11 protein-coding genes are annotated in these 15,596 nt (G+C 54.5%); 9 read left to right on the top strand and 2 right to left on the bottom strand.

Features of this window, described 5'->3' with window-relative positions; translation table 11 throughout:
• Positions 1-115: 115 nt before the first annotated feature.
• Positions 116-2,680 (bottom strand): ATP-binding protein, encoded by a 2,565-nt coding sequence (locus FDK21_RS06680; protein WP_138147879.1) that lies wholly within the window; start codon positions 2,678-2,680, stop codon positions 116-118.
• Positions 2,680-3,423, bottom strand: a complete 744-nt coding sequence (locus tag FDK21_RS06675; protein WP_198663049.1) for a response regulator transcription factor — start codon at positions 3,421-3,423, stop codon at positions 2,680-2,682. The genes FDK21_RS06680 and FDK21_RS06675 overlap by 1 nt, the downstream gene beginning before the upstream one ends.
• 322 nt (positions 3,424-3,745) lie before the next feature.
• Here FDK21_RS06675 and FDK21_RS06670 point away from each other — a divergent pair, with 322 nt between their 5' ends.
• The 9 genes from FDK21_RS06670 (at position 3,746) to FDK21_RS06630 (ending at position 15,463) form a co-directional block, all read left to right on the top strand.
• Positions 3,746-4,765 (top strand): ABC transporter substrate-binding protein, encoded by a 1,020-nt coding sequence (locus tag FDK21_RS06670; protein ID WP_114011320.1) that lies wholly within the window; start codon positions 3,746-3,748, stop codon positions 4,763-4,765.
• Positions 4,766-4,863: 98 nt separating this feature from the next.
• Complete coding sequence (locus FDK21_RS06665) at positions 4,864-7,041, top strand: iron ABC transporter permease (protein ID WP_138147878.1); 2,178 nt, start codon at positions 4,864-4,866, stop codon at positions 7,039-7,041.
• Positions 7,042-7,059: 18 nt separating this feature from the next.
• The gene (locus FDK21_RS06660) at positions 7,060-8,127 is read left to right on the top strand and encodes an ABC transporter ATP-binding protein (RefSeq protein ID WP_138147877.1); all 1,068 of its coding nucleotides are present in this window, start codon (positions 7,060-7,062) and stop codon (positions 8,125-8,127) included.
• Between the two features lie 20 nt (positions 8,128-8,147).
• Positions 8,148-8,807: an HAD family phosphatase gene (locus FDK21_RS06655; RefSeq protein WP_138147876.1), complete on the top strand. Its 660-nt coding sequence runs from the start codon at positions 8,148-8,150 to the stop codon at positions 8,805-8,807.
• Positions 8,808-9,152: 345 nt separating this feature from the next.
• On the top strand, positions 9,153-10,241 hold the full coding sequence (locus FDK21_RS06650) for an extracellular solute-binding protein (protein ID WP_245418538.1): 1,089 nt from the start codon (positions 9,153-9,155) through the stop codon (positions 10,239-10,241).
• Between the two features lie 128 nt (positions 10,242-10,369).
• Entirely contained in the window at positions 10,370-11,500 is a 1,131-nt protein-coding gene (locus tag FDK21_RS06645) for an ABC transporter ATP-binding protein (RefSeq protein ID WP_138147875.1), read from the top strand.
• A gap of 15 nt (positions 11,501-11,515) precedes the next feature.
• Positions 11,516-12,385, top strand: coding sequence for an ABC transporter permease (locus tag FDK21_RS06640; RefSeq protein ID WP_210238689.1), 870 nt, complete (start codon positions 11,516-11,518; stop codon positions 12,383-12,385).
• Between the two features lie 9 nt (positions 12,386-12,394).
• Positions 12,395-13,255: an ABC transporter permease gene (locus FDK21_RS06635; RefSeq protein ID WP_138147874.1), complete on the top strand. Its 861-nt coding sequence runs from the start codon at positions 12,395-12,397 to the stop codon at positions 13,253-13,255.
• A gap of 267 nt (positions 13,256-13,522) precedes the next feature.
• Positions 13,523-15,463 (top strand): GNAT family N-acetyltransferase, encoded by a 1,941-nt coding sequence (locus tag FDK21_RS06630; RefSeq protein WP_138147873.1) that lies wholly within the window; start codon positions 13,523-13,525, stop codon positions 15,461-15,463.
• Positions 15,464-15,596 lie beyond the last annotated feature (133 nt).

The following is a 15,596-nucleotide window of genomic DNA, read 5'->3' as shown; positions in this document are numbered from 1 at the left end:
TTGGTTCCCAGAATCTGGACGACAGATGTTGAATATGGGGCATGAGAGAAAAGGCTCCGAGGGCAGGCATGCCGTTATTATCAGAGCTTAAATATTTGAAAATATGCGCTAAAATTTAATCTGTGCCTGATGTGCGAGATGACAGAATGTCTATCAATATCTCACTATTCAAAGGCTTGGCAAAGCAATGCACGGTAGGGAATTTGTTGGCATCCTGAAACGGATGGTGAGCGGGCATATGGCCAGAAATGAGGAGCACAGATAGACCGGGCCGTGTTTGCAATGCCTGCTCAATCAACGGCCACGCCAGTCTGTCATCATTCAGATGCAAATCGCTGATCAGCAGATCAAACCCCTCTTGCGAGACAATGACTGCTTCGGCGTCAGAATAGGTCGGGGCACTGTGCGCCGAGACACCCAGTGAAGACAACAAACGCTCGGCCAAGTGACGGTCCGACGGATTATCTTCAATGACCAGAGCCCGCAATTCTTGTGCGGAAAAATCGGGTACGACCGTCTCAGGGGATGCGAGCGGAAGGATAAGCCGGATCTTCGTGCCTTTCTCAGGAGCGCTGTCAATCTCGATGTCCCCACCACTTTGCTTTATGAAGCCATATACCATGGCAAGACCAAGACCGGTGCCCGATGAACCATCTGACCGTTCGGAATAAAAGGGTTCAAAAGCCCGCTCCTTGGTGTTGTTCGACATACCGACACCATTGTCACTGACCTCGATATAGGCGTTGCCATTGTCGTCCTGCCCGACTTCCAGTACGATTTTGCCCGATTGATCGATTGCCTGATTGCTGTTGATGCACAAGTTCAGCACGGCATTCTCAAGCTGCCCGGGATCCACCTTGACCATCAGGGGGGAAGGGGCAATCCGCGTTTCAAAACACACGTCTTCTTTCAATCCGACGCTGATCAAGTCCGACAGACCCTCAATCAACTCCGTCAAATCCAGCAATTCCGGTGCCAAAGCCTGCTTGCGGGCAAAGGCCAGCAGCCGTTGAACCAGCGATGTGCCAATTTCCGTTGCATTCTTGATCCGATCAATGAAGTCCTGTGCCTTGTCGCGGTCCGGATACCGTTCGAACAAATGGATGTTGGCTGTAATGCTGGATAGCACATTGCCGAAATCATGGGCCACTTCACCGCTGACCTTGCCAAGACCTTCGATATGGCGAATTTGCGTAAGCCGTTCCTCGACCCGTTTGCGTTCCGTCGCATCAGAAAACAGCCAAACGCCGCCGCCATCCACCAACGGGCTGTGTCGCACCTCTATGATCGAGCCATCCGACCCGGCGAGCACAGAAAAGCCCTCGAAAGCGTCCAGTCTGAGACAGTCCGGAACATCCTCAGCAAAAACAGTTTGGGCGAGCAGACCATCCAGACTTCTGTTGCCGATTGGCTCGCCGTGAGACAGTTTCAAGACGTTGGCAAAGCTGTCATTGACCGCCGTGATCCGGCCGTCCTCAGAGGTAATTGCCACACCATCGGTGATGTTGCCAAAAACGCGCTCAAACAGGGCATTTTTCAGCTTCAGCTGCCTGTTGCTGCGGTCAAGGCGCAAAGTGGTGGCGCGGAATTTGCGGAAGGAATGGATCAGCTTGGCGATCTCGTCATTGGCCGAAATCTTGAGGCTCAATTTGGTGCTCCGATCACCGCGGGCCAATCGCACCATGGCATGGGTGATGGCTTCAATATTCGCAGTCACATAGCGCGAAACGAAAAAGGCTGAAGCCAAGGCAATCCCGATGCTCAGTAGGCCGCCAAACAGGATCAGTACCTTGATCACATCGAGATTGTTGGAGGTTTCCCGTCGTCCCTGAGAGAGAAAGTTTTCAGCATTCTCGGCAAAGCGAGCGGAGAGGTCGCTGATATAGACGGCCTGCAATCGAATGCGGAACAAGGCATTTTGCGCCGCCAGCCGATGACTCAATTCACGTCTGCGGATTTCAAACAGGCCTTGGGACCCATCCGCCAACCAAGCCAATCTGGCGATGGCTTTTGTCTGAGATTGTCGCAAGGATCTGTTGCGCATTTGCGTCAGCAGGGTCTGATAGCGGCGATGATATTCCCCGACACCGAGCAAATTCTTGGAATGCGCCGCTCCAGACAGGGCGTTGCTCAAGGCCTGCAGCAGGAACCATGTCGAGCGGTCCCCGTCGATTGCATCATCGGCAATGGCATGGCCATAAAAATCCCGTTCCAGCTTGCGGATGGAATCCACCCGGATCTGCGTCACATTGCGCTCATAGTTCAATCCATTGGCCGACCCGATCAGATCCTTGGTGGCTGCTTGCATTTGACCGATGGCATCCGATATTTCTGCCTCATACGCATAAATGGGTGAGGATGCTCCACCCGTCTGCGACGGCCAGTTGCTGACAATATGCTCCAGCGTCGTGATCAGGGACTGGCCTTCTCGGTCGATCAAATACTGGGATCGATAATTGAGCAGGAACGGCGCCGAGGTTGCGATGTCAGACGAGCGTTTGGACAGTTCGAGCGACTTTGCCACTTGCGCCAATGTCTGGCTGTGCAGCGCCTGCATCTGCGTGTTGGCGCGGTCAAGACCATACCATGCGATGGCCCCGACGCTGATGGTGGACAGCGTCAAAAGGGCGAGCGCCATCGACAAACGCCCCTTGATGTCGAGCGGCGGGAGGAAGGTCATCACGCCGTCTCATCGTCAGGCTGTGGCACGAAGACATAGCCTTGGCCGCGACGGGTCTGCAGATGGACAGGTTTGGCTGGTACCGGTTCGATCTTGCGCCTCAGGCGCAAAATGAGCACATCAATGGTCCGGTCAACATAGTGGGACAGATCGCTGCCAATTTCCTCTAGCAGGCGGGGCCGGGAGATGATTTCGTTTGGATGCAGCAGGAAATATTCAAGTAGGCGATATTCCGCGTTTGTCAGGTGGATTTCTTCCCCGTCACCATCAAAGACCTGTCGATTGTCCCGGTCAAGATGACGGCAGCCAAAGGCCAGGATGTCATCGGAGGTCCGAGCCGGAGCTGGTGGCTCGAGCCGGTGGCCGTAGCGACGAAGCACGGCCCGCACGCGGGCAATCAATTCACGCGGATTAAAGGGTTTGAGGATGTAATCGTCCGCCCCTGTTTCAAGCCCGACAATTTTGTCGGTCTCGTCGCCAACGCCCGTCAACATGACAATGGGCAAATCCTGCTTCTGTCGAATGTTCAAGGTCAGAGTCAGACCGGATTCTCCTTCAAGACGCAAATCGATCAGGGCAAGATCCAGTTTCGGGTCGCTGCCCAGCGCAATGAAGTCTTCGCTGCCGCGCAAAGGCACCGGTTCAAATCCATTTTCAAACAGCAGGCTGGACAGAGACGCGCGGATCTCCGCATCGTCGTCAACAATGGCGACACGTGCTCTCCTCCCCATCATGTCTTCCATCTCACTCCTCCTGAGACTTGGCTTTCCTGCACCAAGCGGCGCTGAAAACCGGATGGCTGGGCGTGACTCCCTCCCAAGATGTCACACCTGCCTTCCTCTTTGGTCAGCCATTTGGTTACAGCTTTCAAGCAATTTGGATAGGAATGAAACATTGTTAACACGAATCGTCATTTCGATAAGATCTGTTAACCGGCGAACAGTCGCATATGCTATCGAGCAAAGGCTAGCCTTCTGACAAGACTTCCTGCGCCTTGGATAGGATATCCGGGATGAGAGAAAGGGGCAGGTGGTTGGAAAGCAATTTTCTGATCGGGAGGATCACATGAAAAAACAGATGCTGCTGGGCGTCGCAACGCTCACCTTTGGTCTTTATGCTGGTGGCGCCTTGGCTGCCGACAAGCTCAATGTTGTCTGCTCAAACGAGCAGGACTGGTGTGAGCTGATGGCTGACAATTTTGAAGTGGCCACAGGCATCGACGTATCCATGGTGCGCAAGTCAACCGGCGAAACCCTCGCCCAGATCCGCGCTGAAGCTGGCAACCCGAAGATTGACGTCTGGTGGGGTGGTACGGGCGATCCGCACTTGATCGCAGCGGCTGAAGATCTGACCCAGCCATCCGGTGCCGACACCAGTGAATTGCTCGGCTGGGCCGTCAACATGGCCGATATTTCCGAAGGCAAAACCATCGGCATCCATGCCGGTGCTCTGGGCATCGCCTACAATGCTGACCTTCTGAAGAAAAAAGGTATCAAGCCACCATCCTGCTGGCATGATCTCAAGGACCCTGCCTACAAGGGTGAAATTCAGGTTGCCAATCCCAACAGCTCCGGCACGGCCTACACCGAACTGGCCACGCTCGTTCAGTTGTTCGGCGAAGATGATGCCTTCAAGCTTCTGGCCGAAATTGGCGAGAATGTGAACTCCTACACCAAGTCAGGCTCGGCGCCTTCAAAAGCAGCTGCCCGTGGCGAAACCGGCATCTCCATCGGCTTCATGCATGACATGGTGAAACTCGCCAAAGCGGGGTTCCCGCTGAAAATCGTCTCCCCATGCGAAGGCACTGGCTATGAAGTCGGCGGCGTCAGCGTCATCAAGGGCGCCCGCAACGTCGAAGCCGCCAAGAAATGGGTCGATTTCGCCATCAGTGCAGAGGCCCAGTCCCGTGGACCCGAAGTGGGCGTATACAACGTGCCGTCCAACAGCAAAGCGACCGTACCACCAGAGTCTCCAGCGCTCGAAACGATCAAGCTGATCGATTATGACTTTGCCACCTACGGCGCCTCGGAAACCCGCAAGCGCTTGTTGGCTCGTTGGGACAAGGACGTCAAGCCTCAGAGCTAAGGCTTCGCTCCCCTAAAAAGGTCCGTTCGAGGCGGGATTGCTCTCCCGTCCCGAACGGATAGGGGCTATTGACGCCGTATCCAACCAAGGAAAAATCAATGTCACGCACAACCGGTCTCTGGCTGATTGTGGGAGCGATCGGCTATTGTCTGCTGCCATGGTACAGCCTTGAAGATCCTTTCTGGTCCTTTGGCTGGATCGGTACCGCAACGGATCCGGACATGGCGCCGGCTTTGCTGCAGGTTCTTCTTTTTGGCAAGCTCTATCTGCTCGCACCCATCCTTGCTTTCTTTATGATCGCCGCTCTGTTGCTCGCACCAATCAATCGGGTGACGCGCGCCAAAGTGAACAGCCTCATTGCGGTGTTCGGCATTCTGGCCACTGCCATGCAGGGCCTGATCGTGGTGCGCGCTGGTCCTCGCATTCTGAGTGATCTGTTTGTTGCCCTTGGGGGGCAAGATGGACAGGTAGGGTTCGGTGCCGGAGCCATGGTAACCTTGCTGGCCCTGCTGTTTCTGCTGACCACAGCCATCTCGGCCATGGGCAAGGGGCGGGGCGATGCCTTCATCATTGGTCTGATCGGCCTGATCATATCTTTGGTCGGTGTCTTTGTCTTTTATCCGGTTCTGCATATTCTCGTCCGCGCCTTCGAAATTGAGGGCGGTGACTGGTCCTTGTGGGAATTCTTCCCGCGTTTCTTTTCCTCCGATATTTGGGGGCTGGGTTGCTTGACCGGCGGCTCATGTGGTCCGGCGGTCAATTCTGTTTTCTTGGGTGTTTCGACCGGTCTTGGTACGACCTTGCTTGGCCTCGCATTTGCCTTGATCTTCACCCGCACGGATTTCCGCGCCAAGAAGCTGTTACGGGTGTTGACGATTATCCCCATCATCACCCCGCCCTTCGTGATCGGTCTGGCTTTGATCCTGCTGTTTGGACGCACGGGCACGATCACCCAGGTTCTGGCTGATTTGCTGGGCCTTGAAGCGTCACGCTGGATCTACGGCTTTGGCGGTGTGTATCTTGCCCAGTTGCTCTCCTTCACGCCGATTGCCTTTCTGGTGCTGATCGGTGTCGTGGAAGGCATCAGCCCATCGATGGAAGAGGCGTCCCAAACGCTCAATGCCAATCGCTGGCAAACCTTCCGCCATGTCTCCTTGCCCCTGATGCGCCCCGGTCTTGCCAATGCCTTTCTGCTCGGCTTCATCGAGAGTATCGCCGACTTCGGCAACCCGCTGGTTCTGGGCGGCAATTTCAATGTCCTGTCGACGGAAATCTATTTTGCCATCATTGGGACTGTGGCAGACCCTGCCAAAGCGGCGATCCTCGCCATCGCGCTTCTGACCCTGACCCTTTCTGCCTTTTTGGTTCAACGTCAATGGCTTGGCAAGAAGTCCTATGCCACGGTCACAGGCAAGGCAGATTCGGGCCGTCATGCGGCCCTCAACAAGGGTCTTAAATGGACATGCTATGCGACTGCCTTGCCGTGGGCAGCCTTCACCGCAATTGTCTATTCGATGATTGTCTTTGGCAGCTTTGTGAAGTTGTGGGGCTATGATCACAGCTTCACCCTGCATCACTATATCCGCGCCTTCAAGATTGACCTGAGCCATGGCTGGCGATGGTCCGGGGTGGCATGGGATAGCTATTTTACCACGCTCACCATCTCAACCATCGCTGCACCTTTGACGGCGTTGGTGGGCTTGGCGACGGCCTACCTTCTGGTGCGGCAGAAATTTGCAGGCAAGAGCGCCTTTGAATTCAGCACGATGCTCAGTTTTGCCATTCCCGGCACGGTGATCGGTGTCAGCTATATTATGGCCTTCAACTTCCCGCCGATTGAGTTGACCGGCACCGGTATCATTCTGATCGTTGTCTTCGTCTTCCGAAATATGCCAGTGGGCGTGCGCGGCGGCATCGCGGCCATGTCCCAATTGGACAAAAGCCTTGATGAAGCCTCGATCACGCTGGGTGCCAACAGTTTCACGACTGTGAGGCGGGTGATCGCCCCCTTGCTCGGGCCTGCCGTTCTGGCAGCGCTCACTTACAGCTTCGTGCGGGCCATCACTTCGGTCAGTGCTGTCATTTTCCTTGTCAGTGCGAACCATAACATGGCGACCTCCTTCATCGTCGGTCGTGTCGAACATGGGGAATTCGGTCTGGCAATTGCCTATTCAGCTGTCCTCATCCTGACCATGCTCACCGCAATCCTTCTCATGCAGGCCATCATTGGCAAACGCAAACTGCGCCGCACCGATCGCGTCGATCCCGCAGTCTGACCCCAAAGGGAGATAACCATGTCACAATTTGAAAAGGGCTCCGTGCATTTCGACGCTGTGGTCAAGAAATATGGCGCCGTGACCGCCCTCAAGCAACTCGACCTGTCGATCGAACCGGGTCAACTGGTCACGTTGCTGGGCCCAAGCGGTTGCGGCAAAACCACCACCTTGCGGTTGATTGCGGGTTTGGAAGGAGCCACCGACGGCAAGATCTTTATCGGCGGCGAAGATGTCACCCATCTGTCCGCCACCTACCGCAAGGTCTCGATGGTGTTTCAGTCCTATGCTCTGTTCCCTCATATGACCGTTGCGGAAAATGTCGCCTATGGCCTGACGGTTAAATCCATGCCGAAAAAGCAAGCGATCGAAAAAGCCGAGCAGGGACTGGAAATGGTCGGGCTCGCGGGCTTTGGCGAGCGTCTGCCGAGCGAACTGTCTGGTGGTCAGCAGCAGCGCGTGGCCGTCGCCCGTGCCGTGGTGCTGGAACCCGAGGTTCTTTTGCTCGATGAACCTCTTTCCAACCTTGATGCCAAGCTGCGCCGCCATGTGCGCGAACAAATCCGCAAGATCCAGCAGGAACTGCAATTGACGGCCGTTTATGTCACCCATGATCAGGAAGAGGCCATGGCTGTCTCGGATCGGATTATCGTCATGAAAAACGCTGAGATCGCACAAGAGGGAACACCGCACGATCTCTATGAAAGCCCGAACTCTGCCTTCATCGCCGACTTTATCGGCGATTCCAATCTGGTTGAATGCGACATCCTCAAGTCCGGATCCGATGGCACGGAAATTCAACTTGGTGCCCAACAACTGATGCTGCCAGTGCAAACGGATCTCAAAGGACAAGCCAAAGCCGTGTTGCGGCCTCATCACATCAACCTGCATCCGGCCACGGAAAAGGACGCCTTGATCGGTGAAGTTACCTATGCTGCCTATCTCGGCAACGAGATGCAATATACGGTCGAAGGGGCGTTCGGCGAGTTATTCGTCATTGCTCAGTCCATCGGGCAGCCCATCAAGGTCGGTCAGTCCGTTGGCATTGGCATGTCGATTGACGACTTGCGCCTTGTGCCTATGGACTGAGAGACCAACTGGATCAGAAGATGACTGCTATGAACAACATTCAGACTTTTACCACCTTCAAGGCAGCCATCTTTGATCTGGATGGTACGCTCATTCATTCCGAACATGCTTGGGAAAAAGCCAAAATCGATGTGCTGGCCCGCTATGGCATCGTGCCGGATCAGGCTGTTCTCAATGCCTACATTGGCCGAGGCATGAAAGATTTTCTCAACGAACTGCTTGATGAAAGCGCAACCGACGCCCTGAAAACCGAAATCAGCAATCAGGTCGGCGCCTTGGCCGATGACCTGCTTCCCATTATGCGTGAACCGGTGCTCGGGGCTTCGGATCTGCTGAAGGATCTGGCGGGCAGGGGATTGCGCATTGCGATTTGCTCTTCTGCACCCCGTCGCCACATCTTGAGTGCCATGGATGCGCTGACAATCAGCGACCATGTGGAACTGATCGTGTCTGGTGCCGAGTTGCCAATCGGCAAACCGGATCCTTTGCCCTATCTCACCACGCTTCAAGCCTTGAATCTTCAGCCGCACGAAGCCTGTGCCTTCGAGGATTCCATTCCCGGTGCGCACTCCGCTCACAAAGCCGGTTTGGCCGTCTATGCCATCGGACAAGGCTGTTCTGACCGGGCATTCGACTTCTGTGATCTGCAGGCGGAAAGCTATCTCGAGTTGTCGCTCTGACAGAGTGAAGCCGACCCAGTCCGGGAACCCGGCTGAAATAGTCCGAACCGTTTCACAAAAAATCATGCACAGCATCAAAATGTTGCGCAGAAGCGAACAAGTTGGGCTTGTCATTTAAAGCTGAATGGCTTCACACGCCTCTGAGGTGTGAAAAAAATTGTAAGCTTCTTACTGGAGTGAAAAAAAAGTTACACAATTCCCTGTTACTGCGTTGTCAGCTGGTAGGAAATATGTCTACATTTCCAGACTGTTTAATAACAACATATCAGCAATCCTTTGCGCGGCCCAAAAACCGCAAACCTTTCCGCAAGTGACATTTGCAACGACACCAAGGGGAACAATCCTATGAAACTGTCTGTTACCATTAAATCCGCTATGCTGGGTGTGACTGCACTCGCTGGCCTTGCTATCGTTTCCAGCGCCGCCCAGGCCGAAGAATTGCGTCTGCTGACCTGGGGTGGCTATGCGCCGGACGAAGTGGTCAAGATGTTCAAGGAAGAGACCGGCATCGACGTGAAGGTCACCAAGTCGAACAACGAAGAAATGATCGCCAAACTACGCGCAACTGGTGGTGGCGGCTTCGATCTGGCCCAGCCTTCTCAGGACCGTGTTGCCGGGGCTCAGGCTGAGAACCGCATCTACAAGCCGATGGATCTCTCCAAGATCGACGCAAGCCAGTTCATCACTTCGATGCTCGAGGCCACCAAAGCCAACACCACCTTTGAAGGCGAAGTCTATGGTGTGCCACATGTGTGGGGGACGTCTGGTCTGGTGCTCGACACCAAAAAGGCTGGCATGGTCAAGGACTATACCGATCTTTGCTCTGACGAAGTCAAAGGCAAGGTTTCCTATCGCCTCAAGCGCCCAACCCTGATCGGTTTCGCTTTTGCCATGGGCGAAGATCCGTTCGCTGCATATGGTGACAAAGACGCCTATCAGGCGATCATGGACAAGGTTCAGGAAAAACTGATTTCCTGTAAGTCCAACGTCAAAACCTACTGGGAAGGCGGCGACTCGCTGCTGAACCTCGTCCGGTCTGGTGAAGTCACTGCTGCCATGGCATGGGATACCGGCGGTTGGAAGCTGAACGGTGACAATCCTGATGTAACCTTCGTTGCGCCAAAATCGGGCGCTCTGGGCTGGATCGACACGTTTGTTCTGCCGAAAAAAGGCAAGAATGACGACGCTGCCTATAAGTGGATCAACTTTGTGATGCAGCCAAAAGTGGCAGCCATGATCACCGCGTCCGCAGGCAACTTCACCGCGTCCAAAGGCGCTGACGATTATGCCGAAGACAAGCTGAAAGCCCAGTTCAAGGCTTCCTTCCCAGCGGCAGATCTGGACAATATCAAATGGTATCCAACCGTTCCGGCTGGTCTGGAAACCATCGAAGGCAAAGTGCTCGACCGCGTCAAAGCGGCTTCCAGCAACTAAGATCCTGATCTGAGAGTAAGGCACCTCACGGCTTGGCCGTGGGGTGCTTATGTGCGTCCGTATCCTTCAGGCCGCATCCTGCAAACTGTCCTGAAATCCCGCCGAAGCCAAAAAGAGAAGACCTTGCCATGAGCCAACCGCTAGACCTTGAATGTCGAAATCTCGTCAAGACCTTCGACGCATTCACTGCCGTCGACCATGTGTCGCTTCAGGTGCCGCAGGGCTCATTCTTTTCCATTCTCGGACCCAGTGGTTGTGGCAAAACCACGCTCTTGCGCATGCTGGCTGGTTTTCTGGAACCGACTTCAGGAGATCTCGAAATCAAGGGCAAGTCGATGCTCGGCGTGCCGCCCAACAAGCGGCCGGTCAATATGGTCTTCCAGCATCTTGCCTTGTTTCCGATGATGAATGTCGCCGAAAATGTTGCCTATGGACTGAAGCGTCGGAAGATGGCCACCAGCGAGATTGATCGCCGCGTTAAAGATGTGCTGGAGCGCGTTTCCCTGCCTGATGCCGGCTCGAAATCGATTGATCAGTTGTCCGGTGGTCAAAAGCAGCGTGTCGCAATTGCCCGTTCCTTGGTCCTTGAACCAACGCTTCTTCTGCTCGACGAACCGCTCGGTGCGCTGGATCTCAAGCTGCGTGAGCATATGAAAGTGGAACTGAAACAGCTTCAGGCCCAGATCGGCACCACCTTTGTTTACATTACCCACGACCAGTCCGAAGCTTTGGTCATGTCTGACCATGTGGCCGTGATGAATGAGGGTAAATTCGAGCAGGTCGGCACACCGCAAGATCTCTATTACAATCCTCAAACCGCTTTTGTGGCCGGTTTTGTCGGCGATGCCAACCGCTGGTCTGGTCAGGTTTTGTCGGTGTCGGGAAATCAGGCGGTGGTCACCCTTGATGAAGGCGGTGAAGTGGCCGTTGAGGCGGCAACCGACGCGCCGATTCAGGTGGGGGGCAACATCGAATTGTTCGTCCGTCCAGAAGCCATTTCAATCGAACGATCCAGCGGCGAAGTCAGCCGCACCCATATCGAAGATGACCACAATGGTTTGGTTGGTCATGTCACCAATTTGTTGTTTGACGGTGCCAACAGCCGGGTTGAGGTTTATGATGAACTCTCCGGCCATACCGTTTTGGTGACCTTGCCGCAGACGGGGGAATTCGCTGATCTCAAGCGCGGCGAAACCGTGCAGTTGGCATGGAAGATCGAGAAATCCCGTGCCTATCCCAGCCAACCCAAAACAGCATAAGGTGAGGGTCGTGATATGACATCTTCAAGCAAGATGGCCTTCAAGGCGAGCACATTGCTCTTGATGCTGCCACTTCTCATCTGGCTGGTTTTTCTGATTTTGCTGCCCCATGTGGATCTTCTGATCGTTTCCCTGCGGGAAAAACTGGGCTATCGGGACTATGTCTTCAGCCTTCAGAACTATACCGAGTTCTTCACCGAGCCGCTCTATTGGAACACCTTCCTGCGGACGGCGATCATGTCGATCATTGCCACCATCATAACCCTGATCATTGGCTTTCCCATTTCTTACTACATCGCCAAAATAGCCAAGGGTCGTCTTCGGGCGCTGCTGTTTTTGGCCTGCCTGCTGCCTTTCTGGGTATCGGAACTGGTGCGTACCTTTGGCTGGATGATTTTGCTGCGCGAAAGCGGGGTCATCAGTTCGTTCCTGCAATGGACCGGGATTGTCTCCGGTCCGGTTGAGATGCTTTACAATGATGCATCGCTGATGACCGGTCTTGTCTATACATCGATGCTCTTCATGATCGTGCCGCTCGTCACTGTGCTCGACACCCTCGACGACAGCTTGATCGAAGCGGGCTATGATCTGGGAGGCAACGGTTTTACCATTCTGCGCGACATCGTCATTCCCCATGCGATGCCGGGCATCGCATCGGGCTGCATCGTCGTCTTCATGCTGACCCTTGGCAATTACCTGACCCCGACGCTTCTGGGTGGCAAGGACAGCCTCTGGTTCACCGAACAGATCTATAACCAGTTCATCACCCGGTTTAACTGGGAATCCGGCTCTGCTTTCGGTTTCTTGCTGTTGATCCTGTCTTCCCTCATCGTCTGGGTCGGTCTTAAGCTGAGCCGCCAGACCCTTGCCGATACAGTGAAATAGGAGGTCAGCATGATCCCATCCATTCCACAACCCAAGGCAGGCGTCCGGCTTTATCAGGCCTATGTCGCGCTGTTTTTCATCTATCTGGCTGCCCCGCTGATCGTGGTCGGTGTCTTTGCTTTCAATGATAGCCTGTTCCCGTCCATGCCTTGGGAAGGCTTTACGCTCGACTGGTTCATCGGTGATAGCGATCCACGTCTCGGTATTTTCAATGACGGTGCCCTGATGGAGAGCCTTGGCTATTCCGCTTTTGTCGCGGTCTGGGTGACCGTCTTGTCGTTGTTTGTCGGCACCTGTAATGCCTTCCTGTTTGAACGCACCAGCTTTCCCGGCAAGAACATGCTTTATGTGCTGGCGCTGACACCTCTGGTCATTCCCGGTGTCATTCTGGGCATTTCGATCCTCATTTTTGCCAATTCCATCGTCAACAATATCGAGGATGCCTGGGGCTATGAAATCGAAGCTTTGCGCCCAAGTCTGGTGCTGGTGATTTTGGGTCAATTCGCCTTTATCACCACCATCACGACGCTGGTCATCTCGGCCCGGTTGCGCAAGTTCGACATCTCTCTGGAGGAGGCCGCGCTCAATCTTGGCGCAACCAAGCTGGAAGCCGTGCGCACCATAACCATTCCCTTTCTGAAACCGGCTCTGGTTGGCGCAGGGATCATTTGCTTTTTGATGTCGTTCGAGAATTTCAACACCACGTTGATGTTGACAGGATCGGATTCACCGCTGACCATCACCATGTTTGACCGTCTCAAGCAAGGGTCAACCCCGGCGCTGAATGCCATCTCGCTGGTCCTGATGATCGTTTCCGCCAGCCTGGCCTTCATCTCGATCTTTGTGCAGCGAGACAAAAGCGGTCAGTAGGATCTATTGCCAATCGGCAAGCAAAAGGCGAGGGAAACCTCGCCTTTTTTGTTGCAACGCAGGGCCTCTCCTCCCGGTGTCAGCTGCATGGCTTGGTCGCAAAAAAACACTTCATTTCTGTGCACTTTTGATTGACTTTCAGGGCGTTCCGCAACAATTCTTCTAGGCACGGCAGGTCCGCTGGTATATAGCAGCCGACACCCGGAATGAATGAACCGTCACGCGTTCCAGTATTTCCCTTTTCCCAAATCTTGCTGAAAGCCAGTCATGGCCACACACACGCTTCTGCCGACGCTTCTGCGTACCGCCAAGATCGAAGATCTTGAGCAGTTGATGGCACTTGAAATCCGATGCTTTGCCGGGGACCGCATCTCTGCACGGTCTTTTCGCTCCTTTTTCAAAACCGACTCCTCCCGTCTGATTGTTGCAGTCGACAGGGATGATGCCATTCTGGGATATGCGGCCATTCTGCTGCGAGAAGGCTCAAGCGTAGCGCGGCTCTACTCATTGGCTGTGGATCCTGAAAAGTCGAGCCTCGGCATCGGCACCCAGTTGCTCGGCGGGGCCGAAGCCATCACCCGTGAACAGGCGTGTGATCGTCTTTCGCTTGAAGTGCGCAAGGACAATGACCGTGCCATCGCCCTCTATGTCAAGCATGGCTATGAGGTTGAGACCGAGCTGCCTGGCTATTATGAAGACGGTGCAGATGGTGTTCGGCTGGTTCGCCATATCGATCATATGCCAGAAGGCTCCAGCCCGGCCAACCGGTCCCGATTGCCGATCATTCTGGTAGATCGGTTGAAGGATTTGGCAACAGTGCCCAAGGGCTGCCACGCCATGACTGTGCGCGATTATTTGGCCCTTGAATATGGGGTGCCAGGCCGTCGTGTCATCAATCTGTCTCGCTCCTATGAACCTTTGTCCCTTGGTTATTATTGCAGTCTGCTTGCCAGCGCCCGCAAGGAACGTTGTCTGCCCGAAGCCGACGCCCTTCTCGACATCAACTGGAAACGGATCCACAAACGCGCTTTGCTGAGCCTTCAGGCGTTGCTCGATGAAAAAGGCGAGGACATCTATCCCGACGCGATAGACATTTATTTTGGCCGCACTACGGACAAGCGCTTCAAAGCCATTGCGCGTCAGGCGTTTGATCTGTTCCGTTGCCCGATCATTCGGATTAACCTCCAGCTTGAGCCGAAGGTCAAAATCAGGGACATCGAAGCGCTTGCCATCCATCGTCTGACCGAGGAGGCCCAACCCGTCTTCGATGCGGCGCTCAAGGCCTTTGTCAAAGGCAGCCTGCCGAAACCGGCGCTTCGCAAGATCCCCAGCACCATTGTCGGCATCTTGGTCAATCCCGATGAGGAAAGCCCGCCGAGTGATGCAAAGGCACTTGAATCCTTCGTCTCAGCAGCGGAAAGCGTCGATGCGCGTGCCGAGTTGATCACCGCCAAGGACTATCGCCGTCTGATGGAGTTTGACGCGCTTTTCATTCGCGAAACGACAGCGCTCAATCATCACACCTATCGTTTTGCCAAACGGGCCTTGCAGGAAGGCATACCCGTCATCGACGATCCGCATTCTATTCTTTGTTGCACCAACAAGATCTTTTTGGCCGAATTGCTGCGTTCAAATAGGGTTCTCACTCCCAAGACTGTAGTTTTTGACCGTCAACGGATGAAACAATTGGCTGATGATTTGCAATTTCCCGGTATCGTCAAAATCCCTGATGGCTGCTTCTCGCGCGGCGTGCACAAGGTGAAGGATGCCTCGGAACTCAAGGCGCTCGGCAAGGAGTTGTTCAAGCAAACCGACCTTTTGATGATGCAGGAATTTCTGCCGACAGACTTTGATTGGCGCATAGGGGTTCTTGATGGCCAACCGCTTTATGCCTGCAAATACTACATGGTCAGCGGCAATTGGAAGATCTACGAATATGAAAGGGACGGGTCGGTCAGCTCTGGCGATTCCGAAACCTTGCCCATCGCAGAGGTTCCGCAAGATGTTCTCAATGTTGCCTTGCGCGGTACCCAGTTGATCGGCAACGGCTTTTACGGCGTCGACATAAAGGAAACCGCCCTCGGTCCGTCAATCATTGAAATCAACGACAATCCAAGCATCGACTTCGGCATAGAAGACAGTGTCTTGGGCCCCGCGCTCTATCAGCGCCTGATGGCGGTTCTGGTCAGTCGGGTGGGGCGGCCCTAGAGGGCGGTCCGTGCGACGAGCGTGCCCAATACAAGCGCTGCCCGATTGGTCCAGACGGTACCATTCATCGCTTGGGAAAAAATATAAGCCCCGCCACGCAATGAAGTGCGGGGGCTTATTTTTGTAAGTGGTA

The sequence above is a fragment of the Cohaesibacter sp. CAU 1516 genome, assembly GCF_005771485.1.
In the GTDB taxonomy this organism is placed as follows: Bacteria; Pseudomonadota; Alphaproteobacteria; order Rhizobiales; family Cohaesibacteraceae; genus Cohaesibacter; species Cohaesibacter intestini.
This window is presented reverse-complemented; position numbering and strand designations above follow the sequence as displayed.